Below are 20,872 nucleotides of genomic sequence, written 5' to 3'. Positions count from 1 at the left end.
GAAACGGAACTGTGATGTCGATTCCTCCGCTGATCGTTCGCAGTGTGCGAAAGGGCTGGCAGTGGCAGTGGCAACGCCTGATGACAGGGCTGGGGCCAGCGGATGGCCAAGGCAACTACAAGAGACCGGACAGCGCACCGATGTCAACATCGGTTCCCGAGACTGATGATCTGCAGCGGCGTGAGCCCGCTCGTCGACCGCGGCTGCTGATCGGCCGGAGCTGTCCATGGGCACACCGCACCTGGCTGATGGTGAAACTGCGTGGTCTTGAGAGCACGCTCGAGGTGATGACCGCAGAGGCCGACCACGAGGAAGGACGATGGCGGCTGGATCCCAGCTGGCTGGGATGCTCCAGCCTGCTGGAGCTGTATCGCTGCTGCGGGGCTGAACCCAGTTTGCGGGCGACAGTGCCGGTGCTGGTGGACCCTGGTCGAGACGAACAGCACAAACCACATCTTCTCGGCAACGACAGCACACCACTGACATTGGCGTTGAATCAGTGGCCTGCCGGAGCTGAAGCACCCGATCTGGCTCCTGCCAGCCTGCAGGCACGGATTGAAAGCTGGCAGCAGCTTTTACAGCCAGCAGTGAACGACGGGGTTTACCGCTGCGGCTTTGCGCGGAACCAATCGGCTTACAACAGGTCAAGTGCCGCCATGGCCGATGCTCTCCAAGAGCTGGAACGAAGCCTCAGGCAGGAAGGTCCGTGGCTCTGCGGAGCCACCCTCACCCTTGCCGATGTGCGCCTTTTCCCGACCCTGATCCGCTGGGAAACGGTTTATTCCCCCCTGTTCGGATGCAGCGCCAGCCCGCTGTGGATGCTGCCGGAACTGTGGAAATGGCGGCAACGGTTCCTGGCGTTACCAGGAGTGGAGGCCACCTGCGATGCCGCTGCCTGGCGCCATGACTACTTCGGCGCTCTGTTTCCCCTGAATCCAGGCGGAATCGTTCCAGATGGCCCAAAGCTGAGCACACTGGTGAACAGCACCATTCCCTTGCCATGACTACCGCCGATCCCCAGTTCGACGGAATATATGGATCTTTCACCATCACCTCGACAGACAGGGTGGAAGTGCAGCGCTACAGGATCTGCCTGCTGATCAGCGGAGCATCGCTGAGCGCAGGCCTGCTGCAGTGGTGGCTGGCTGGCGGTGAGTGGGCATGGCTGTGGCTTCTGCCCCTTTGCGGCAGCCTTGGACTGGCACTCCATTGGATTCATATCTACCTGCGTCCGCTGCATCGGGCACTGCAGCTGTTCTGGCTGTTCGGCTGTCTTGGATGGCTGGTGCTGATGCTTCAGGGATCAGTCAATGCAACTCTCGACACACTGGCGAGTCAGCCGCTGTGGATTCTTGCCGTTGGGCCGATGTTTGCAGCTCTCACCGGCATCGGCTTCAAGGAGTTCTTCTGCTTCCGGCGACCGGAGGCCATCGGCCTCACCCTGCTGCTTCCCGTTGCACTCCTTGGACGGTTACTGGGGCTGATTGGCAACGGCCCCTGCTGGTTTCTGCTGCTGTTCGCGGGATTGCTGCTGGTGGTGCTTGCCGTTCGGAAATTCGGCATGCAGGCAGCAGCCGATGTGGGAGACAAGAGCGTGTTTGCTTATCTGGACGCGCAGCGCGAGGTCGCAGGCCCGTGAGTCTGATCAGCCTGGTTGAGGCCTCCAAGGATTTCGGAATCCGAACCCTGTTCGAGAACCTCACTCTGCACATTCGTGAAGGTGACAGGGTTGGACTGATCGGACCGAATGGAGCGGGCAAATCAACCCTGCTGCGTGTGCTGTCAGGGAAGGAACCGCTTGGGGGGGGAGAGCGGCGCTGCTCCTCCCGTCTGCGAATTGAGCTGGTCGGTCAGGACAGCACGGTGGAGCCAGGGCTCACCGTGCTCGAACAGGTGCTGGCCGGCTGTGGGGAAAAGCGCGAGCTGCTGCTGCGTTTCAGCGCGGTGTCTGAAGCGGTCGCCCAGTCTCCAGACGACACAACGCTGATGCGGGAACTCGGGGCTCTCAGTGAGCGCATGGATGAAGAGGGCGCCTGGGGGCTCGAGCAACAGTGCCAGGAAGTGCTTCAGCGTTTGGGAATCAGCGACCTTCACCGCCCCGTGGAGGATTTGTCTGGGGGGTATCGCAAACGGGTGGGGCTTGCTTCAGCGCTGGTTGCCAGCCCTGATGTGCTGCTGCTCGATGAGCCGACGAACCACTTGGATGCAGCGGCTGTGGAATGGCTGCAGAGCTGGTTGGATCGCTACCCGGGAGCTGTGGTTCTGGTCACCCACGACCGCTATGTGCTCGACCGTGTGACTCGCCGAATTGTGGAGGTGGAGCGAGGACAAGCCTCCAGCATTGAGGGGAATTACAGCGCCTATCTGCAACGAAAAGCGGACCAGGAAGTCACAGAAGCCGCGGAAGCAGCCCGATTTAAAAGCGTGATGCGACGGGAACTGGCTTGGTTGCGCCAGGGCCCTAAGGCAAGGAGCACCAAGCAGAAAGCACGCATCCAGCGCATCGAGGCGATGCGGGCGGCGCCCTTGAAAACCAATCGCAGCCAGCTGGAGATGAGCAGTGTCAGCCGTCGGATCGGCAAGCTCGCCATTGAAGCGGAGGATCTCATGGTCACCGCGGATGGCCAGGCCGACGGGCCCGTGCTGCTGAAGGATTTCAGCTACAGCTTCAGTCCGGAAGACCGGGTTGGCATCATCGGCCCCAACGGCAGCGGCAAATCCACCCTGCTTGACCTGATCGCCGGCCGGCGGCAGGCCACCGCTGGCAGCCTGCGTCTTGGGGAAACGGTGCATCTCGGTTATCTCGATCAGCACACCGATGCACTCAGCGAGGGACGTGGTCTGGAACGCAAGGTGATCGAATTCGTCGAGGAGGCCGCATCTCGGATTGACCTGGGAGGGGAACAGCTGAGTGCCTCCCAGCTACTGGAGCGCTTTCTGTTTCCGCCCGCTCAACAGCACAGCCCGCTCAGCAAGTTGTCAGGAGGAGAGCGACGCCGGCTGAGTCTGTGTCGGATGCTGATCCAGGCTCCCAACGTCTTGCTGCTGGATGAACCCACCAATGATCTCGATGTTCAAACGCTGAGTGTGCTGGAGGACCTGCTCGAAGACTTCCGAGGCTGCGTGGTTGTGGTTTCTCACGACCGCTACTTCCTGGATCGAACTGTGGATCGTCTGTTCTGCTTCGAGGAAGGACGTCTCCAGCGCTTTGAAGGCAACTACAGCGCTTTTCTCGACCATCGCCGGGACAAGGAAAGGACTGCTGCGGCTGAGAGCAATCGCAACCGCTCCAACAGTGTTCAAACCAGCCAGGATCAGCCCCCGAACAACCAGAACCAGGGCCCACGTCGGCGCAGTTTCAAGGAATCGCGGGAACTGGAAGCAATTGAACGTGAACTGCCTCAGATGGAGCAACGCAAAGCAGACCTGGAGCAGGCCATCTCCAACGGCCAGGGAGACCTCACAGACCTCAGCCAGGATCTGGCCAGCCTGCTGGAAGCGCTCGAAACCAGTGAGGAACGCTGGCTGGAACTCAGTGAACTGGTTCCCTGAGAGAACGCCGGCGGCGACGTGGATGCGCCAGGTCCTCGCTAGCGTCACCAACAAGACCCGTGTTGGCATTCACCAGGGAAACAGGACAGCTCAGTGAGGTGGAGGGGCGACCACTCCAGGGAGCTGGTTTCACGACTCGACCAGCAGCTTCGGCAAGCTTCATGACAGTGGGTCTGTAATCGTCCGCTGAGCGATGCAGGGCCATCTGATCACCCATCCGACGCAGATAAAGATCATGAGACCAGAAAACCTGGTTGTGCTCGAAGGCCTCGCAGGCGGCCTGTAGTGAGCCAAAGCGCTGACTCACCAGCCCTGAAGGCGCACATTGCTTCCAGTCAAGAACCTCCTGAAAACTCAGACCGCAGCGCCACTGTCGCTGTTCTGAGAGGTAGCAGAAATTCTCCGGACCATTGATCCAGAACATGCGTCCCTCTTCATCCATGAAGTGGCGCCCCTGTCGTTGCCTGATTCGCACCATGACCACGAACCCTGTCTTCTTTGCTGGTAGCCGAGGTCACTCGACCAGGTCATGAGTGTTGATACGGAAACGAGGTCGCATCTCTGGCGACTGGCAGCACAGCGCAACAGCCGTATGGTGTGTGCGTCGACATTGGTTGGGACACGCCAACGACTCCATGAAATCCATCGACGAACACATCAAGAAGGATCAGAGCGAACTCGAAGCTGCCAAAGCCGAAGGCAACGATGCCAAGGTTCGCCACTTCAGCGAGGAGCTTGAGTCCCTGCAGGAGTACAAGAAGGAGCATCCAGGCGACAGCCACGATCCAACTCCCATTGAGCTCTATTGCGAAAACAACCCTGAAGCCGATGAATGCCGGGTTTATGACGACTGAGACATTTTCAACAACATGAGCGCAATAAAAAGCGGGGAAGCATCCCCGCTTTTTATTGCGACACCACGATCAAGTGCTCTGCACGATCAGCCGTGCTGCCTTACTCACTGGTCTTCGTTGAAATCAGCAGGGCTGCCTGTGAGGCTGCAGACCACGGCCTCTTCGGGCTTCATCGCATGCACACCGGCAATCGGACGTCCGCGGCGGCGCAGGGCCTCGATTTGCTCGGGCGTTTGACAGCGGGCGATCAACTGGCCCTGGGAGTCGAAACAAGTGAAGAAAGTCATCGGACGTTCTCTCATTGCTCCTGTTATCGCCATGCCAAGCGCAACGCACAAGTCCTGATGCGATCGCCAACATGTTTCGCGATAAATGGCTAACCCCAAGGCTCAGACGCCAAGCTCCATCCAGACCTGATTCAACAGCTCTTTGAGTCCTTGGCCCATCGCCGCTGAAATCAACAGTGGAGTCCGACCACTCACTCGTTCCAGAGCGGCCACCAATGCGTCACGACGCGACTCATCCAGAAGCTCAAGCTTGTTGACGACAAGCAAGCGCTGGCGATCGACCAGGCCATGGCCATAAGCCTCGAGCTCTTTCTCCACCACTTGCAGATCACCCAGAGGATCATCCGCGCCTCCATCCACTACGTGAATCAGCAGACGGGTGCGCTCGATATGGCGAAGAAAATCGTGCCCGAGTCCGGCACCCTGGGCAGCACCGGCAATCAGGCCAGGGATATCGGCGAAGACCGTGCCGTCACCGCTCGGACGGCGCACCACACCGAGGTTCGGCACTAGCGTGGTGAAGGGATAGTCGGCGATCTTGGGACGGGCTGCGGACAAGACGCTGATGAGGGTGCTTTTGCCTGCGTTGGGCAGACCGATGATTCCGACCTCTGCAAGCAGCTTCAATTCGAGCTGGAGAGGCCACTCCTCTCCGTCACGTCCCTCGGTGCACTTTTCAGGCGCACGGTTGCGGTTGCTCAGATAGTGGGCGTTTCCCAGGCCGCCGCGGCCTCCGAACGCCACCATGAGCTGTTCCCCTGGCGCGGTCAAATCGCCCATGAGGATTCCCGTGGTGAGATGTCGCACCTCCGTGCCGCAGGGAACGTGAATGACCAGAGGCTGGCCTGATGCACCGGTACAGCGATTGGGACCGCCACGGCGACCGTCAGTTCCAGCAAACAATCGCTTGTACTTGAAATCCAGCAACGTCTGGAGATTCGAGTCAGCCTCCAGAATCACGTGGGATCCATGCCCCCCATCACCTCCTGAGGGACCACCGGCTGGGACATACTTTTCACGACGGAAGGCCACGATGCCATCACCGCCACGGCCGCCACGGACAGTGATGCGCGCCTGGTCGATGAACTGCACGAAAAGCTTCGATCGGGACCAGTTACCAACCCTAGGATCGCGGAGCACGGGAGATTGAGCTTGGCCGGCGTTCGCTTTGAGGCGCTCAGCAAGAACTATCCAGGTCGTGGTGGTGAGAACCCCGTTGAGGTGATTCGGGACCTCTCACTATCGATTGAAGATGGTGAGTTTCTGGTGCTGGTCGGTCCTTCCGGCTGCGGCAAGAGCACATTGCTCAGGTTGATGGCAGGCCTTGAGACACCCAGCGCTGGTGAAATCCTGGTGGGGAAGCAGGCCGTAACCAAGCTGAGACCAGCCAAGCGCAATGTGGCGATGGTGTTCCAGAGCTATGCGCTCTACCCGCATCTCAGCGTTCGCGACAACCTGGCGTTCGGACTGCGTCGCAGCCACCGGCGAAGTGCCATGGAGCAGCTCCATGACCAGTTGCATCGAAGCACGCGCGAGCTGCCTCGCCTGCTTCAGGTTCGATCTGAAAGGGAATCCAAGGTTGAACATCGGGTGATGGAGGTGGCCCACGCCCTGGAGTTGGATCAGCTGCTGGATCGACGCCCCAAAGAGCTTTCCGGAGGTCAGAAACAACGCGTGGCCCTCGGGCGGGCCATGGCGCGTCAGCCGGATGTCTTTCTCATGGATGAACCGCTGAGCAATCTCGATGCAAAGCTGCGCGGCAGCACCCGCACTCGCATCGTGGACCTCCAGCGAAAGCTGGGTACCACCACCCTGTACGTGACCCACGATCAGGTGGAGGCCATGACCATGGGTCACCGAATCGCCGTACTCAATCAGGGGCGATTGCAGCAGCTGGGCACACCGATGGAGCTCTACCGCTGGCCATCAAACCTGTTTGTGGCGCAGTTCATCGGCAGCCCACCCATGAATGTTCTGCCAGTCCAGGTGGGGCGCAGCCAGACACTCCACCTGGGTGAACGACGTATGAGCGTGGAGGGCCCACTCGCCGCTGCACTCGAAGGCCTCGAGGGGAGACGGCTCAATGGCGGCATCCGTCCGGAAGATCTCCGGGTGGCACCTGCCACCAACCGAAACCTTCAGGCAGATATCAGTCACAGCGAAGTGCTGGGCAATGAGCAGCTGCTCACCTGCAGGCTGCTCGATGGGGAGCATTTGGTTCAGGTCAGAGCCGATCCGGGCCTCAGAGCAATACCAGGCAGTCGCATTCATCTGGATGCTGATCCGCGTGGATGGCGCCTGTTTGACGACCAGGGGAACGCGATTCCCGTGCCGATACCCCCATCAGAGCGAGACGAGACACCAGTGCTTCCCGATCTGAACTGAAGGAAAACCCGCTTCAGCGCACCCAGATGACACTGCATCCGGCGCCGCCATCACCCTGCTCCGCATCCACCACACGCTCGACATAAGCCAGTGAAGCCAACCAGTCGCGCAAGCCACGTTTCAGGCGACCGGTGCCGATGCCATGGATCACCCAAACAGGGCCATTGGCCCCACGCAAAACATCGTCAACAGCAGCCTCCGCCTCGTGCACGCGCATGCCACGCACATCGATCGTGTTGCGGGAGGTCCGCACCTCAGCAGAGCCGCTGCCTCGGCGCGCCTTGATCTGAACCACCGGTGCCGGGGGCTCAGATTTGCGTCCATCAAGACTCTCCACTGCCGAGAGCTCAACGGTGCTGCGCATCACGCCACAGCGCACCTTTAGCTGCAAGCCATCGTCGGAAACAGCAAGCACTTCGGCAGCTTTGCCGAGTGCCAGCACACGGATGCGATCACCCACCTCAGGGCGCCAACCCAGATGCTGTCGTCGCTCTTGCTCAGGTCGATAACGATCTTCCAGCTTGCGCAGGCGCTGACCGGCCTTCCGTGCCGTTTCACCATCGGCCTGATCATCACGGAGACGGCGGATCAGCTGACGCACTTCCTTCTGTCCGGAGCGAATGGAGGTCTCGAGGCGCTGCCTGCCCCGTTCCTGCCGTTCAGCGGAGTGTTGCTTCTGTGTCTCCCACCGCGCCAGCAGCTCTTCATGCAGCAATTCAGTGCGCGCCAAAAGGGCAGCCGCATCCTCGGCAGCCGCCTGCTGACGCTGACGCTGTTCCTCGAGACCACGGATCACGCTGTTGGCCTCACCGTCTCCTCGCGGGGAAAGAAGACTGCGCGCCTGGGCGATCACTCCTTCATCGAGGCCGAGCCGCGTCGCGATGGCAAGAGCATTGCTGCGACCCGGAATTCCCCAGAGCAGGTGATACGTCGGCGAGAGAGTTTCACTGTCGAAAGCGACCGATGCATTTTCGAAACGGGAATCGCTGTACTTGAGAGCCTTGAGCTCACCGAAGTGGGTTGTCGCCACGGTGAGCCGGGCCCGATCGGCCAGCGCCCGCAGCAGAGCCGTGGCCAAAGCACTGCCCTCGCTTGGATCAGTCCCTGCTCCAACTTCATCAAGCAGCACCAGAGCAGGAGCTGGGCCCGAATCGATGGCCGCCAGGATGCGCCCGATGCGCCTCACATGGCCACTGAAGGTGGACAAGCTCTGCTGCAGTGATTGTTCATCACCAATGTCAGCAAGAACCTGGGCGCACCACGGCAGGATTGGACTGCCACTGCAGGGGAGCCAGAGGCCTGCACGCGCCATCAGTGCAGCGAGTCCAAGACTCTTGAGCGTGACGGTCTTGCCTCCGGTGTTCGGACCCGTAATCGCAACCACCCTCAGAGAAGGTGAGACCTCAATGCTGACAGGGACCACTGCTGGACCCTGTTCCTTGCGCTCCTGCCACACCAGCAGAGGATGGCGGAGATTCTGAAGCGTGAACGGAGCATCGCTGGCGGCCTCGAGCCGCGGGGGGACAGCACCGAGCCATTGCCCGTAACGACCTCGGGCCAGCGCCAAATCCAGATGCAACAGCACCGCCATCAGTGCGAGCAAACCATCGACCTGCTCCGCCACAGCAGTACTGAGTTCGGCGAGAACGCGCTGCTCCTCCTCACGGATCCTGCCGTCGAGATCCGCCAATCGATTGCCCAGATCGACCACCGACTTGGGCTCCACAAACACTGTGCTGCCCGAGGCGGAACTGTCATGAACCATTCCCGGACATTGGCCGCCGGCCCCCGCCTTCACCGCCAGCACAGGTCGTCCATTCCGCTCAGCGATCACCGTGTCCTGAAGGTGTGCCGACCAGCGCCGGATCACATCCTGCAGCTTGTCGCGTCTGCGAGAACGCAGCTCCTGCCAATGCCGACGCAGTCCCTCCAGCGCGGCACTGGCGCGATCGGCCACACGACCGCCTTCCTCAATGGCGAACTTGAGGCGTTGTTCCAGCGCCGGCAGGGTGGCCACATCAGAGAGCAGAGCCGTGCAAGCCGGCCTCAGCTCAGGTTCATCAATCTGCCGGCGCAGACGACGAGCTGCGCCCAGGGTGTCGGCCACTGCGAGCAGCTCTTCACCGGAGGCAACACCTCCCTTGCTGCAACGCAACAGAATCACGTCAAGATCACCCACCCCCTGGAAGCTCAGACCCCCATCCAAGAGACCGTCCAGACTCGCCATCTCCTGCGTTCTCGCCTGAAGGGTGAGGCTTTCAGAGAGAGATTCCGGCAGTGAGCCTCGGCAGCAGTGTCGTCGCCCCTGGTGTGTGCTGGTGAAGCTGGAGAGATGCTGGCAGAGACGCGGCCACTCGAGCAGCTCCAGTGTTTCCTCAAGAGCGGACATCAATCAGGCTGAGTGACTCCAGGTTGATTCGTGGGGATTCCCCCCGGAGGCTCATAGAGCATCTCCAGCCAGTTTCCTTCGGGATCGCGCAGGTAAAACGATGCCGTGCCGTCGCGGTGGTCATGGACCCCACCGACCGCGACACCCGAAGCCTTCAATCGGTCATGCACCACATCAACTTCTGCGCGATCGCGAAAGTGAAAGGCGAAATGGGGACCTGCAGCCTTGTATTTGGGACCCAGCAGCGCCAGGCCGTCTCGGGAATCACCTGCTTCGAGGTAACACCAGTCGTCAGCCTCCCAAACCATGCGCATGCCGAGCCCGGTGTAAAAACTCACTGCCCGTTCCATGTCGGTCACGCGGATGGCGACATGACCAAGGCGCTGAACCGCAGACATGAAGACCTCATCAAGCCCTCACATTCTGTAGGGCATCTGCAGCCAGAACGTGAGCGATTCAGCAAGGATGAGCCATTACAAGGGCGATGAAGCAGCTCAGATTCAGAGAAGTGTGGAGCTCAGCGCAGAAACAACGGAGAATGCCAAGGCCATCACTCCTGCGCGGTGACTGCGACCCCAGCCAATCAATCAAGAAGCTTCTGGCAAACGAACCGAGGTGTTCTGGCACTTTGCTTTGTCCTCCTAGAGCTGCTTTTTTTCGCGACCGATTCCGTAGGAGTCCCTGCCCATACCTACGTGAGCGGTGATGTGGGGGGTACGCCATACCTGTCTGTGTGGTTCATGGTTTCGTTCCTCATTCCGGCAGCATTGGTGATGCCTGTGGTCGGCAGCCTCAAAGCCCGCTTTGGTGCAAAAACACTGACCATTTTTGGTCCAGGCCTGTTTGGTATTGCTTGCTTAGTCAGCTCAACCGCTCAAGATCCGCAACTGTTTATCGCGATGAGAATCTTGCAGGGAATCGGCGGGGGCTTTATTCCGGCATTGGCCGGGGGCTATTTGGGTGCCGAACTGGGAACGGAATACAACACCATGGGCAAGGGAATGGTGGCACTTGCTGTCGTCTCCGGAGCATGTATCGGCATCCCGATTTCAGCAATGATCACTTGGCATCTGAGCTGGCGTTTTCTGTACGTCTTAATCGGAATCCTTGCACTCATTGCAGTCTCAATCATCTTCAAATTAATGCCACAAACCGGTGGTGATTCACAATACGAAATCGACTGGTTGGGCTATAGCTTTATGAGTGGAGGCTTTGGACTTCTGAGCCTCTCTCTGATCGTTGGCAATCAACGTGAGTGGTTTGCAGATCCGATTTATATAGTAATGCTCTGGACATCAATACTTCTGCTTGGACTTTTTGCCTGGCGCATGGCAACCAAACCAAAACTCATCGACCTGCGAATTTTCAAAGACATCAATTACTGCGTTGGGGTCATAACACTGACCTCAGTGGCCTTCTTTTTATTCATGGTGTTCGCTCTGGTCCCCCGCTTTTTAGTCATTGCAACGAACAATACGATTGAGAACTACGCCTTAACATTCATACCCTTTAGCTTTGCAGCCATAATCACCGGAGCCTTTGCATCTCCAGGGATCAGCCCACTTGTTCTGGCTAAAACAATTGCCCAAAAGAAAAAGATTTGCTCAGCAGCAATTTTCGCATTTGCCCTGAATTCTCTTTGGATGGCGAACACCAGCTCTCACCAAGACAATATCAATATTGGAATTCAATTAGTGATCATTGCCACATGCTTTGCCTTAATCTGCTGCATGGAAATTCAGATGGCATTAACCACAATGTCGCCTGAGTTACTGGTTAGCGCCAGCTCCATACTCTTCTTTGGAACAAATATTGCGAAAGCCCTCTCAGGGGGGATCACCAGTGCAATTTTCACAGTCACCAGCCAGGGCAGCTGGGCGCGATTCCGAGAGCAAATCCATCCAAGCAATACCGCCCTGGAACCTTTTCTCCAACAACTCCATGGACATGGCCAGGGCATTACAGGAGCAATGTGGTCTCAGGCATCCCTGGAACTGATCAACAAAGAAATCGCACGGCAGGCCGAGGTCGTGAGCTACATCAACATCGCAACCATGGTTGGATTCGTTTTACTTTTACTGTGCTTATTGCCCTTCTTTCACCGCCCGGCAGAGGCCCGGAAAACATGAGATGAAGACACTCGATGAAATCAAGTTAAAATCATGAGATCAGAAAAATTCAAGTAGTGACTGAAAGCGCCTCCAAGCAGACAGCCGAGAAGCCTCATCGGCCCTGGCGGACAAGGATCATGATCGGAGGAGCAGTCGCAGCACTGGGGGCTGGCCTGACGGGTTATTTTGTGCGCAATCATTATTATCCAGGCACCAATGATGCCTATGTTCATGCATATACGATCACCATATCTCCGTATGTGGAAGGATACATCAAGACAGTTCATGCTTCACCCAATGAATTCGTCAAAAAAGGGCAACTCATCTATGAAATCACCCCACTACCCTTTGAGCTGAAAGTAGAACAGCAAGAGCATCGACTAAAAGCCGCGATTGCCAAAAAATCATCATTAAAGGAAGCACTCCTACAATCAAAACAAAGACTCAAGGATCAGCAAGCCAGCCAATGGATTATTGACCTCAACGAAAAGCGTTATGCTTACTTACAGCAAGAGCAGGTTGTTGCACTCGCCAAAGCCCAAGAATTCCAGGCATCCAAACTAGAAGCCCTCGCCAAAACAAAAGCAGCAACAATCGACATTTCACAACTAGAGAAAGATGTTCTCCAACAACAAGCAATAATCGATGCACTCCGAGCCGAAATTGGGCAGGCAAAAGTGAATCTCGGGTACACCCGCTATTACGCACCAATGGATGCATATGTCAGCAATAACTTCAGCATCCGAACAGGTCAATACGTCAAGCCAGGTCAAGCACTATTCAAACTAATTGACAACAGTAAATGGTGGGTCGATGCCAATTTTCGAGAATCTCAAATTCACCGTATTCGCATGGGCATGCCCGCGAACATCTCTCTGGACATGTATCCCAACAAGACTTTCAAAGGAAATGTGATCAATATCAGCCGAGGCAGCGGGGCCTATGAGTCATTGCTTCCCCCAGAAAATGCAACTGGAAACTGGGTCAAGGTACCCCAACGATTTCCAGTACGGATCTTGCTCAAACAGAATGATCAACATCCATTGCGCGCAGGCGCAACTGCTCACGCCAGGGTTAACACAGTTCAACCCTAAGTTTGCGGCAAAGTAATCGGCAAATCCACAGCATCTTCTGGATTTCGAGGCACATCAACCAACTCTCTGAGTAATTGAGCGTAACTCAAATTAGCAAAAGTCATCGCTTCAGCCTTTTGCTCCATTGCTCGTGTCAATGAACTGATCGTATCGGCAAGGTCTGTATAGTCAGCCAAGCCAAATTCAAAACGAGCTCTCGTATCACGATAGGCATCTCTTGCAGCCTTGTAAGAAGCATTGGCAGCAATAATCTGACTCAAAGCTGCACGATGCTCATAATAAGCACTTTCAAGCTTCTGACGGATAGCATTCCTTTCTGCAGCTTCAGTCTGAAGAACCTGATCAGCTGCCGCTTTGCTCGCTTCAACTGCACCTGCAGTGATTCCACCATCAAAAAGACGCCAGTTCAAACGCAAACCTGCCGCCCAATCATTGCTCTGAGAATTCAAAATGGGGATCGTCACAGATGCACAGCAGCCATCAAGATCAATCTCAGGTGATCGTGATTGGCCTGCAAAATAGCCAGCTTCTGCAAACAACCCAATCCGTGGCAACAGTTCCGCAGCTTGCCGATCGGCTTGGCGTAAAAGAGCCGATCGAGCAGCCTGCAAAGCCTGCAATTGCGGGTTGTCCTTGAGACCTCTTACGATCGTTTCGTCCAAGTCCAAAGGCCAGGGCTGCTGCAAACTCACCTGCTCACGAGCTTCAAGTGTGACCTTGAAAGGAACATTCACAAGATTGCTGAGACGCCTTTGACTACTCAGCAACTGTGCCTCCGCCTGTTCCAGCAAAAAGCGCTGTTGCTGCAAGCTTGCTTCCGCACGTAACACATCTACACGCGGAACTAGACCCGCTACTTTCATCGCAATAACCTGATCAAGAATGACCTCGTCATTCGAGACAACAACCTGCCGAATCAGTCGTAATTGGCTGGCTAATTGCAGTTGATAATAAGCTTCACTGACATTCAACTGCAACTCGCGCAATCGGTTGCCATAAAGTTCACGCGCATTCTCGAGATCAGCTCCCAACTCAGCCAATGCAGCATTGCGCTCAAAACTGAGCAGCTCGTAATCAACTCTCAGTCCTGCAAAGCCTGTTGCGATGTTTGTTTGGATAAGATTTTGGCCTCCAGAGGCAACATACAAAGGAGAGTCCGTACCAATATCAAGGAGAGAACTGTTACCCTGAAGAGCAAAATTCTTTTGAACCTCCTGAAAATAACCAGCTCCAAGATTGAAACTCACCGTCGGATAAAGACGTCCTTGAATTGAACGCAACAACCCTTGTTGCTCACGCACACCACCAATGCTTTTCTGAAGCGATGGATCATTACGAACAGCCAGATCGATGGCTTGGGGAAGATCCACACGAATGCGCTGATCGATCTTCACATCGACCGGCATGATCGGCAGTTCAGCTGCAGCAGGGGCGGGAAGTGCCGGCAGCACACTTTGTCCTTGATCAGAAGAACCCTTTCCCCAGATCTGATCAAGTCGCTCAAGATCCCGGGCGTAAGCCTCAAAACTCCTCATCAAAGGAACGAGAGCTGGTGGCTCACCTGCAGCTCTTGCCATCGACCCTGTCAGGACAAGGAACAGGGTCGTAATGCCTAATGGCACGATCGGCTGCAGCATCAAAACCTCACTGGGTTGGAGCCATCATCACTGCTTCAGCCATTCAGCAGCATCGCAGGCGTGATAAGTGAGGATCAGATCCGCTCCAGCTCTTTTGAAGCTGAGCAGCGTCTCAAGAACCACCGAACGCTCATCAATCCATCCTTTCTCCGCCGCTGCTTTCACCATCGAATATTCACCACTGACGTTGTAGGCGGCGATGGGAAGCTCAGACTCCGTACGCAGACGGTGAATAATGTCGAGGTACGCAAGACCTGGCTTCACCATCATGATGTCAGCTCCTTCCTGCTCATCGAGCTGTGCCTCGGTGATGGCCTCCCTGGCATTGGCAGGATCCATCTGATAGGTGTCCTTGTTTTTAGGAATCGGCTTGCTGCCCGTCGCACGGGGCGCTGAATCAAGTGCTTCACGAAAGGGCCCGTAATACGCAGAGGAATATTTCGCCGTGTAGCTGATCACACCCACGTGCTCGAAGCCTTCGTCATCAAGGGCTTCGCGGATGGCGCCGACACGGCCATCCATCATGTCGCTTGGACCGATGAGATCGGCACCGGCATGGGCCTGCATCACAGCCTGCTTGCAGAGCTGCTCAATGGTTTCATCGTTGAGCACAACACCCTGCTCACTCACGATGCCGTCATGGCCATCGCAGGAATAAGGATCAAGTGCGACGTCGGTCATAATCGCCATCTCAGGGATCTCCTGCTTCAGCTGGCGGATAGCACGAGGGATCAAACCACTTTCGTTAAAGCACTCGGCCCCATCCTCGGTTTTGAGTCCTTCAGCCACCTTGGGGAAAAGCACCACGCAACGGATGCCCAGATCCCAGGCACGCTTCACCTCTCCTGTGAGTTGATCGAGGCTCCATCGACAGGCTCCCGGCATGGCGCCAATCGGCTCAACTCCGGCACCTTCATGCACAAACAACGGGTAGATGAAGTCTGCTGGAGAAAGACTGGTTTCACGAACCATGGCACGCAACGCCGGCGAGCGACGCAGGCGACGCGGGCGGTAAGTGAGGTCCATGAGCAACCTTGATCAGTGCTGGAGATCGTAAGCGTCAACCTCCGGACGCTCTTCAGAGGCGAGCGCTCTGTAGCCAGTCGCTACGGGGATCGTCCGTTCGGGCTTCCCTGAGCTTTTCCAGCAGATTGCGCTGCTCATCCGACCATTGGTTGGGCCACTGCACGCTGAGATTGAGCAGCAAATCACCACGACCTGCTTTTAAAGGCCAGCCTTTCCCTTTGAGACGAAGACTCCTGCCTGGAGACGTGCCGGGGGGAATCGATACCTCCGCCTCACCGTCAGGTGTCATGACTTTCACGTTGCCTCCGAGAGCAAGCTCATCGATGGAGACGGGAAGCTCCGCTCGCAGCTGATCACCATCGAGACGCCAGACCGGGTGCGGCTGCACCTCGAGATTGAGATAAAGATCGCCGCGGCGTCCGGTTCCCGGCTGAAGATTTCCCTTGCCTTTGAGCCGCAGTCTGGACCCTGTTTTGACCCCAGGTGGGATTCTGACTTGGACTCGCTCATCGTTGACAGACAACGTCCTCTCAGCACCTCTGAAAGCCTCCGCAAAGCTCACTTTCACGCTGGCTTCAGCATCGAGATTCAAGGGAGTCCTCGAGGCCCCTCGGGGGAAACCACCACCGCCGGCGAACCCTCCGCCCGGGAAGCCCCCACCAGGAAAACCACCGCCGGCGAATCCGCCTGGGCCACCGCCAAAGCCTGCATTACCGGGGCTGCCGAAACGACCGAGCAGGTCATTGATGAAATCGTCGAAGTTGCCGTATCGGCCAAAATCAACATCAAACCCTCCGGCTCCAGCCCCTGAACCAGCAGCCCCAGCCTGATTCCAGTACTGACCAAACTGTTCATATCGACGGCGCTTGTCCGGATCGGAAAGCACCTCATAGGCCTCGCTCACCTCCTTGAATTTGGCCTCAGCATTGGCGTCTCCAGGATTCACGTCAGGGTGGTATTGACGCGCCAACTTGCGAAAAGCCCGCTTGATCGCATCGGCATCAGCATTGCGCTCTACCCCGAGCACCTTGAAGTAGTCGCGGTATCCACTGCCGGCCATTGTGATCGCTGAGCTTCAGGAGCTCCGGTTGGTCTCAGTGTCCCAGTTCCGTCCGGGGTTCGGCACCGATTGAGGAGGCCGGATGCCCGTACGTCGGAACACACGTACATTTCGCGAATGCTCAAAGTTCTTCTGCTTGCCGCACTCAGTAGTGCCAACATCGCATTGGTGGGAAGTGGCTCTGCCAAAGCAGCCCCCGACCCTGGAGCTCTTGCTGATCACCTGAGCCGAACCAAGGTCACCTATTACGGATCATGGCGTTGTCCAGCCTGTCAGCACCAGGGACGTCTGTTCGGCGACGCAGCAATACGTCTCCCCTATGTGGAATGCGCCAAACCTAAGGAACTGCCGATCCAAGCGGCTGCCTGCAAGCAAGAGAAAATCCAGGCCTATCCCACCTGGATCCTGCCGAACGGTGAGCGACGGGTAGGCGTTCAATCCCTGGAGGATCTGCAGATCTGGTCGGGAATGCCCCAGAACCCCTGAAACCATGTCCGCGAGCAGGCATCCCCTGATCAACGGGTTTCATCGGCGACACTGGCGAGGAGATCTCACAGGTGGTGTCACTGCTGCTGTGGTGGCCCTGCCGCTCGCCCTCGCATTCGGCAATGCGGCACTGGGGCCAGGAGGTGCGATTTACGGTCTCTACGGAGCAATCATCACGGGATTTCTTGCCGCACTGTTTGGGGGTACACCAGCCCAGGTCAGCGGCCCAACAGGCCCGATGAGTGTCACAGTCGCCGGCGTCGTTAGCAGTCTTGCTGCTGTGGGAACAAGCCGTGAACTCAGTCAGGGAGACATGCTCTCCATGGTGATGGCGGCTGTGGTTCTTGGAGGGTTGCTGCAGATCCTGATGGGGGTGCTTCGCTTGGGGCGTTACATCACCCTGGTGCCCTACTCAGTGGTTTCCGGATTCATGTCGGGGATCGGCGTGATTATTTTTTGCCTTCAGATTGGCCCTCTCCTGGGGATCAGCAGCCAGGGAGGAGTTGTGCCATCACTGCAGATGGTGAGCTCCAATTTCACGCCAAACCCTGCAGCAGTAGCAGTGGGCATCGCAACACTTGTGGTGGTTTTCGCTACGCCAAGACGGATTACCAAGGTGATTCCTTCACCTTTGTTGGGCCTTCTACTGATTACACCTATAGCTCTTTGGCTGTTTCCAGAAAACATTCCACGAATTGGGTCAATCCCTGAGGGTGGACTCAGCTTCAACGCTCCGGACTGGAGCAACCACCTACCGCTGTTGCTGAAAGCGGGAATCGTGCTCGCAGTGCTCGGAGCCATTGATTCATTGCTGACATCACTGGTCGCTGACAACATCAGTCAGAGCCGCCATCGCTCAGACCGGGAACTGGTGGGTCAAGGCATTGCCAACAGCATCTCGGGACTATTCAGCGGGCTCCCGGGCGCAGGCGCAACGATGCGAACTGTGATCAACATCCGGTCAGGAGGAAAGACTCCGCTCTCCGGCATGACCCATTCATTGGTCCTGCTTGTTTTGCTCTTAGGCGCCGGTCCACTGGCCGAAGGGATCCCCACAGCACTGCTGGCGGGAATCCTGATCAAGGTTGGACTCGACATCATCGACTGGGGCTTCCTGCTGCGGGCCCACAGACTGTCATTCAAGACCGCCCTGGTGATGTGGGGAGTTCTGTTGATGACAGTGTTCTGGGACCTGATTGGCGCGGTGCTTATCGGAATGTTCGTGGCCAATCTGCTCACCATTGAATCGCTAACCCAACATCAGCTCGGCAACATGGACACAGAAACAGGACATCTCACGACGCGAGAGCAAGATTTGCTGAAACGTTGCGGTGACGATCTCATTCTGTTCCGCATGCAGGGCCCCTTGAGTTTTGGCGCAGCGAAGGGAATCAGTGAAAGAATGATGTTGGTGAGGAAATATAAAGTCTTACTTCTTGATATCACCGATGTGCCACATCTAGGAGTCACGGCAAGCCTGGCCATCGAGCGAATGGTCAAAGAAGCCGAGCGACAACAGAGAACAGTTCTTGTGGCAGGTGCAAGCGGCAAAGTGAAACAACGACTAGCCCAGTTTGGAATCGAGCATCTCGTCGACAACAGAGATCAAGCATTGGAACAGGCCGCAAATCGAATCAACAAGAAGAATGAACAAATCACTTATGAAAAAGATTGAAACTAGAATTCACTGAATAAAAAACAAAATTAAGGAAATAAAAATGCAATCAAAAACAACCCACACTGAGTCTAAAACTCGAAAAACCTCACTCAACCTCAAGTCAGAATCAAATTAGAATAAACAGTGAGGAAAAACCATTTAGTCGAAGCGCAAGCGCTGCCAACAGAAAACAAAATGACCAATCAGCGAGGTCTCCATAACACTCTCACGACAAAATCGGCCCGAAGTCCACCAATCGACCGAAAATCGGCCATCGATACGAGGGGACTGAAGCGAAAGCAAGAAGCAGCGATGAAAATTTCCTAAGCTCGCAGCGCAATAAAAGTTCTTGATGTTCTAAACCTCAAAACAGTACCTCGACAATCGATACATAGCCGCGTAAAAGTCAAGCCGAAAATAAGAGCACCGAAGGATATGGTTTATCGAGAAAAGCAGGTGGGCATGGCTCTGGCAGGCAAGCAGACTCTGGAAGCATTTATTGACTACATCGAATCTGATTCCCTGAAACGCAAGCACTGGTTAACGAGGGTCAGAGAGGCTGGTTTCGACCAGGCACTGTCGGAATATCGCGAAATGACAACGAGAAAACAGATGCCGTTACGGATTTGACTGTAACTGCGCAAAAAACAGCAGGCTCAACACAAAATGTCACAAGGTTGTAGCAAAATCACAAGCCAGTGTGTCGCATACAACCAAGCAGCGCGTCAAAAGCGGGAACAGTCCCGCCCTGAAGCAAGGATGATGATTCAGTTATCCAATTCCTATGGCTTTCACGATTTTCTTTGCAACATCAACGGGCAAAACGGAAGATATAGCCGACCGCCTGAAGGAACTCCTGGGGACTGATGCCAAAGATGTTGACAGCATCAGCGGTGTAGACGAATTGGCTTCTGCAGAAGCCCTCGTTTGCTGCATTCCAACGTGGAATACAGGTGCTGATGAAGCACGTTCAGGCACAGCCTGGGACGATCTGATTACTGAAATTCCCGGTCAAGATTTTGGCGGTAAGCCCGTTGCCATCCTTGGGCTGGGCGACTCTTCCGGTTACGGAGACTATTTTTGCGACGCCATGGAAGAGCTGTACAGCGCATTCCAAAAATCTGGCGCGAAAATGATCGGCCAGGTTTCACCTGAAGGTTATACCTTCGATGAATCAAAGAGCGTAATCGACGGTAAGTTCTGTGGACTTCCTATCGACGAAGATAATGAGTCTGAATTGACCGATCAGCGCCTCTCTGCCTGGGTGCAGCAGATCAATTCTGAAGCCTGATTTTTTTCAGCACTTATAGTTAATCAAAAGCGCCCTCGGGCGCTTTTTTATGTTTCGATGAAAGCCGAAAGGTTGGGACTCCTTTAGCGATGAACCCAATCGACCCGAATTTCCTTGCGCTGATTCAAAAACTTATCAATCGACATGGCTGCGATACAGCCGTCGGAACAAGCAACAACGGCCTGCTTGAAGGGCGTATTACGAATATCACCAATAGCCCAAACTCCATCGAGGCTAGTCATCATGTCGTCGTTGACCACAACACCACCCTCTTCATTCAAAGGAATCTGTCCATGTAAATAATCGGTAATTGGCAAACTACCAGACGAGTAAACAAAAACACCATTAACATCTAAATGAGTGTCTTCTTGGCTGCCTGATTCTTGGAGCTTAACAGCTGTGACGCCCGAATCATCACCATCAACAGAAGTCAAGCGTGTACGTTTCCAATGCTGAACATTAGGAGAAGCTTGAAGCTGAGATAGACCCGTACTGTTTGCATTTGGCTTACTATTTGTAATCCAATGAACAGTTGAAGCAAATTTAGTTAAAACAAGAGCCTCATCAATAGCTTCTTGATTAGAGCCATAAACTGCTACTTGCTGATTCTTATAAAATGCACCATCACAAGTAGCGCAATAACTAACTCCTCGCCCAAGGTACTGATCTTCTCCGGGAAGTGTTGATGTACGCCCCATTGCCCCAGTGGCAAGAACAAGAGTTTTTCCTTTAAAGGTGCCCTCTGGTGTATAAACAGTTTTTTCAGGTCCAGATAAATCAATTCCATAAACTTGCACTTGCTGATAATTAGCCCCATAACTAACCGCTTGATCTCTCATCGTTTTGAGCAGGTCCGCGCCAGAAGTATCTGCTGGCACACCAGGATAATTTGCGATCTTATGAGTAATTGCAAGAGCTCCCACTGCTGGATTTTTATCTAAAATATAGGTTTTTAACGAAGAACGAGCGGTGTAAAGAGCACATGCGCATCCGGCTGGTCCACCACCAACGATAATGACATCGGCTTCAAAGATATCTGACAT

The 20,872-nt window shown here is 55.6% G+C and carries 20 protein-coding genes and 1 pseudogene; 12 read left to right on the top strand and 9 right to left on the bottom strand.

The window, feature by feature from the left end:
* The first annotated feature begins 14 nt into the window (after positions 1–14).
* The 4 genes and pseudogenes from SIB58_RS00600 to SIB58_RS00585 all read left to right on the top strand — a co-directional run bounded on the left by SIB58_RS00600 (position 15) and on the right by SIB58_RS00585 (position 3,552).
* On the top strand, positions 15–1,004 hold the full coding sequence (locus tag SIB58_RS00600) for a glutathione S-transferase C-terminal domain-containing protein (RefSeq protein ID WP_066910756.1): 990 nt from the start codon (positions 15–17) through the stop codon (positions 1,002–1,004).
* Complete coding sequence (locus tag SIB58_RS00595; protein ID WP_066910759.1) at positions 1,001–1,639, top strand: DUF2301 domain-containing membrane protein; 639 nt, start codon at positions 1,001–1,003, stop codon at positions 1,637–1,639. Before SIB58_RS00600 ends, SIB58_RS00595 begins: the two co-directional genes overlap by 4 nt.
* A gap of 62 nt (positions 1,640–1,701) precedes the next feature.
* Positions 1,702–2,136 (top strand): annotated as a pseudogene (locus SIB58_RS00590) (ATP-binding cassette domain-containing protein); the annotation flags it as partial.
* The gene (locus SIB58_RS00585) at positions 2,134–3,552 is read left to right on the top strand and encodes an ABC-F family ATP-binding cassette domain-containing protein (protein ID WP_414494873.1); all 1,419 of its coding nucleotides are present in this window, start codon (positions 2,134–2,136) and stop codon (positions 3,550–3,552) included. The pseudogene SIB58_RS00590 and the gene SIB58_RS00585, both read left to right, overlap by 3 nt.
* Here SIB58_RS00585 and SIB58_RS00580 read toward each other — a convergent pair.
* Complete coding sequence (locus tag SIB58_RS00580) at positions 3,533–4,030, bottom strand: hypothetical protein (protein WP_067327030.1); 498 nt, start codon at positions 4,028–4,030, stop codon at positions 3,533–3,535. The genes SIB58_RS00585 and SIB58_RS00580 overlap by 20 nt on opposite strands.
* Before the next feature lie 157 nt (positions 4,031–4,187).
* On the opposite strand from SIB58_RS00580, the gene SIB58_RS00575 reads away from it, so the two are divergent.
* The gene (locus SIB58_RS00575) at positions 4,188–4,406 is read left to right on the top strand and encodes a CP12 domain-containing protein (RefSeq protein WP_066910768.1); all 219 of its coding nucleotides are present in this window, start codon (positions 4,188–4,190) and stop codon (positions 4,404–4,406) included.
* A gap of 104 nt (positions 4,407–4,510) precedes the next feature.
* Here the strand turns inward: SIB58_RS00575 and SIB58_RS00570 are convergent, their stop codons facing one another.
* Positions 4,511–4,693, bottom strand: a complete 183-nt coding sequence (locus tag SIB58_RS00570) for a hypothetical protein (RefSeq protein WP_066910771.1) — start codon at positions 4,691–4,693, stop codon at positions 4,511–4,513.
* Between the two features lie 102 nt (positions 4,694–4,795).
* Positions 4,796–5,785: a GTPase ObgE gene (gene obgE, locus SIB58_RS00565; protein WP_066910774.1), complete on the bottom strand. Its 990-nt coding sequence runs from the start codon at positions 5,783–5,785 to the stop codon at positions 4,796–4,798.
* A gap of 60 nt (positions 5,786–5,845) precedes the next feature.
* Between obgE and SIB58_RS00560 the strand changes: the two genes are divergently transcribed.
* On the top strand, positions 5,846–7,078 hold the full coding sequence (locus SIB58_RS00560; RefSeq protein ID WP_067327033.1) for an ABC transporter ATP-binding protein: 1,233 nt from the start codon (positions 5,846–5,848) through the stop codon (positions 7,076–7,078).
* 13 nt (positions 7,079–7,091) lie between these two features.
* Here the strand turns inward: SIB58_RS00560 and SIB58_RS00555 are convergent, their stop codons facing one another.
* Together SIB58_RS00555 and SIB58_RS00550 are read right to left on the bottom strand one after the other, a co-directional pair.
* Complete coding sequence (locus tag SIB58_RS00555) at positions 7,092–9,467, bottom strand: endonuclease MutS2 (protein ID WP_067327036.1); 2,376 nt, start codon at positions 9,465–9,467, stop codon at positions 7,092–7,094.
* Positions 9,467–9,865, bottom strand: a complete 399-nt coding sequence (locus SIB58_RS00550) for a VOC family protein (RefSeq protein WP_066910783.1) — start codon at positions 9,863–9,865, stop codon at positions 9,467–9,469. The genes SIB58_RS00555 and SIB58_RS00550 overlap by 1 nt, the downstream gene beginning before the upstream one ends.
* A 165-nt stretch (positions 9,866–10,030) precedes the next feature.
* Here SIB58_RS00550 and SIB58_RS00545 point away from each other — a divergent pair, with 165 nt between their 5' ends.
* Positions 10,031–11,596: an MFS transporter gene (locus SIB58_RS00545; RefSeq protein ID WP_082823424.1), complete on the top strand. Its 1,566-nt coding sequence runs from the start codon at positions 10,031–10,033 to the stop codon at positions 11,594–11,596.
* Between the two features lie 56 nt (positions 11,597–11,652).
* A complete protein-coding gene (locus tag SIB58_RS00540) occupies positions 11,653–12,672 on the top strand; it encodes an HlyD family secretion protein (RefSeq protein WP_231857162.1) in 1,020 nt (339 codons plus the stop codon).
* Here SIB58_RS00540 and SIB58_RS00535 read toward each other — a convergent pair.
* Genes SIB58_RS00535 through SIB58_RS00525 form a run of 3 tightly spaced genes read right to left on the bottom strand, consistent with a single transcriptional unit; the run spans position 12,669 to position 16,395 of the window.
* Positions 12,669–14,309, bottom strand: coding sequence for a TolC family protein (locus tag SIB58_RS00535; RefSeq protein ID WP_067327038.1), 1,641 nt, complete (start codon positions 14,307–14,309; stop codon positions 12,669–12,671). The two genes, SIB58_RS00540 and SIB58_RS00535, sit on opposite strands and share 4 nt — an antisense overlap.
* 27 nt (positions 14,310–14,336) lie before the next feature.
* Positions 14,337–15,335 carry a porphobilinogen synthase gene (hemB, locus tag SIB58_RS00530; RefSeq protein ID WP_066910792.1) on the bottom strand — a complete coding sequence of 333 codons (999 nt, stop codon included), beginning with the start codon at positions 15,333–15,335 and terminating at the stop codon, positions 14,337–14,339.
* 52 nt (positions 15,336–15,387) lie between these two features.
* On the bottom strand, positions 15,388–16,395 hold the full coding sequence (locus SIB58_RS00525; protein WP_066910795.1) for a DnaJ C-terminal domain-containing protein: 1,008 nt from the start codon (positions 16,393–16,395) through the stop codon (positions 15,388–15,390).
* A gap of 117 nt (positions 16,396–16,512) precedes the next feature.
* On the opposite strand from SIB58_RS00525, the gene SIB58_RS00520 reads away from it, so the two are divergent.
* The 4 genes from SIB58_RS00520 (at position 16,513) to fldA (ending at position 19,829) form a co-directional block, all read left to right on the top strand.
* Positions 16,513–16,881 carry a hypothetical protein gene (locus SIB58_RS00520; RefSeq protein WP_066910798.1) on the top strand — a complete coding sequence of 123 codons (369 nt, stop codon included), beginning with the start codon at positions 16,513–16,515 and terminating at the stop codon, positions 16,879–16,881.
* 4 nt (positions 16,882–16,885) lie between these two features.
* Positions 16,886–18,556 (top strand): SulP family inorganic anion transporter, encoded by a 1,671-nt coding sequence (locus SIB58_RS00515; RefSeq protein ID WP_067327040.1) that lies wholly within the window; start codon positions 16,886–16,888, stop codon positions 18,554–18,556.
* Positions 18,557–19,000: 444 nt separating this feature from the next.
* Positions 19,001–19,168, top strand: coding sequence for a hypothetical protein (locus SIB58_RS00510; RefSeq protein ID WP_156486754.1), 168 nt, complete (start codon positions 19,001–19,003; stop codon positions 19,166–19,168).
* Between the two features lie 154 nt (positions 19,169–19,322).
* Positions 19,323–19,829 (top strand): flavodoxin FldA, encoded by a 507-nt coding sequence (gene fldA / locus SIB58_RS00505; protein ID WP_066910806.1) that lies wholly within the window; start codon positions 19,323–19,325, stop codon positions 19,827–19,829.
* A gap of 83 nt (positions 19,830–19,912) precedes the next feature.
* On the opposite strand, the gene SIB58_RS00500 is transcribed toward fldA, so the two are convergent.
* Positions 19,913–20,872: an NAD(P)/FAD-dependent oxidoreductase gene (locus tag SIB58_RS00500; RefSeq protein WP_066910809.1), complete on the bottom strand. Its 960-nt coding sequence runs from the start codon at positions 20,870–20,872 to the stop codon at positions 19,913–19,915.

Source organism: Synechococcus sp. MIT S9504 (assembly GCF_047497135.1).
Classification (GTDB): domain Bacteria; phylum Cyanobacteriota; class Cyanobacteriia; order PCC-6307; family Cyanobiaceae; genus Synechococcus_C.
The sequence above is the reverse complement of the archived record's forward strand: the minus strand, read 5'-3'. Positions and strand labels throughout refer to the sequence as shown.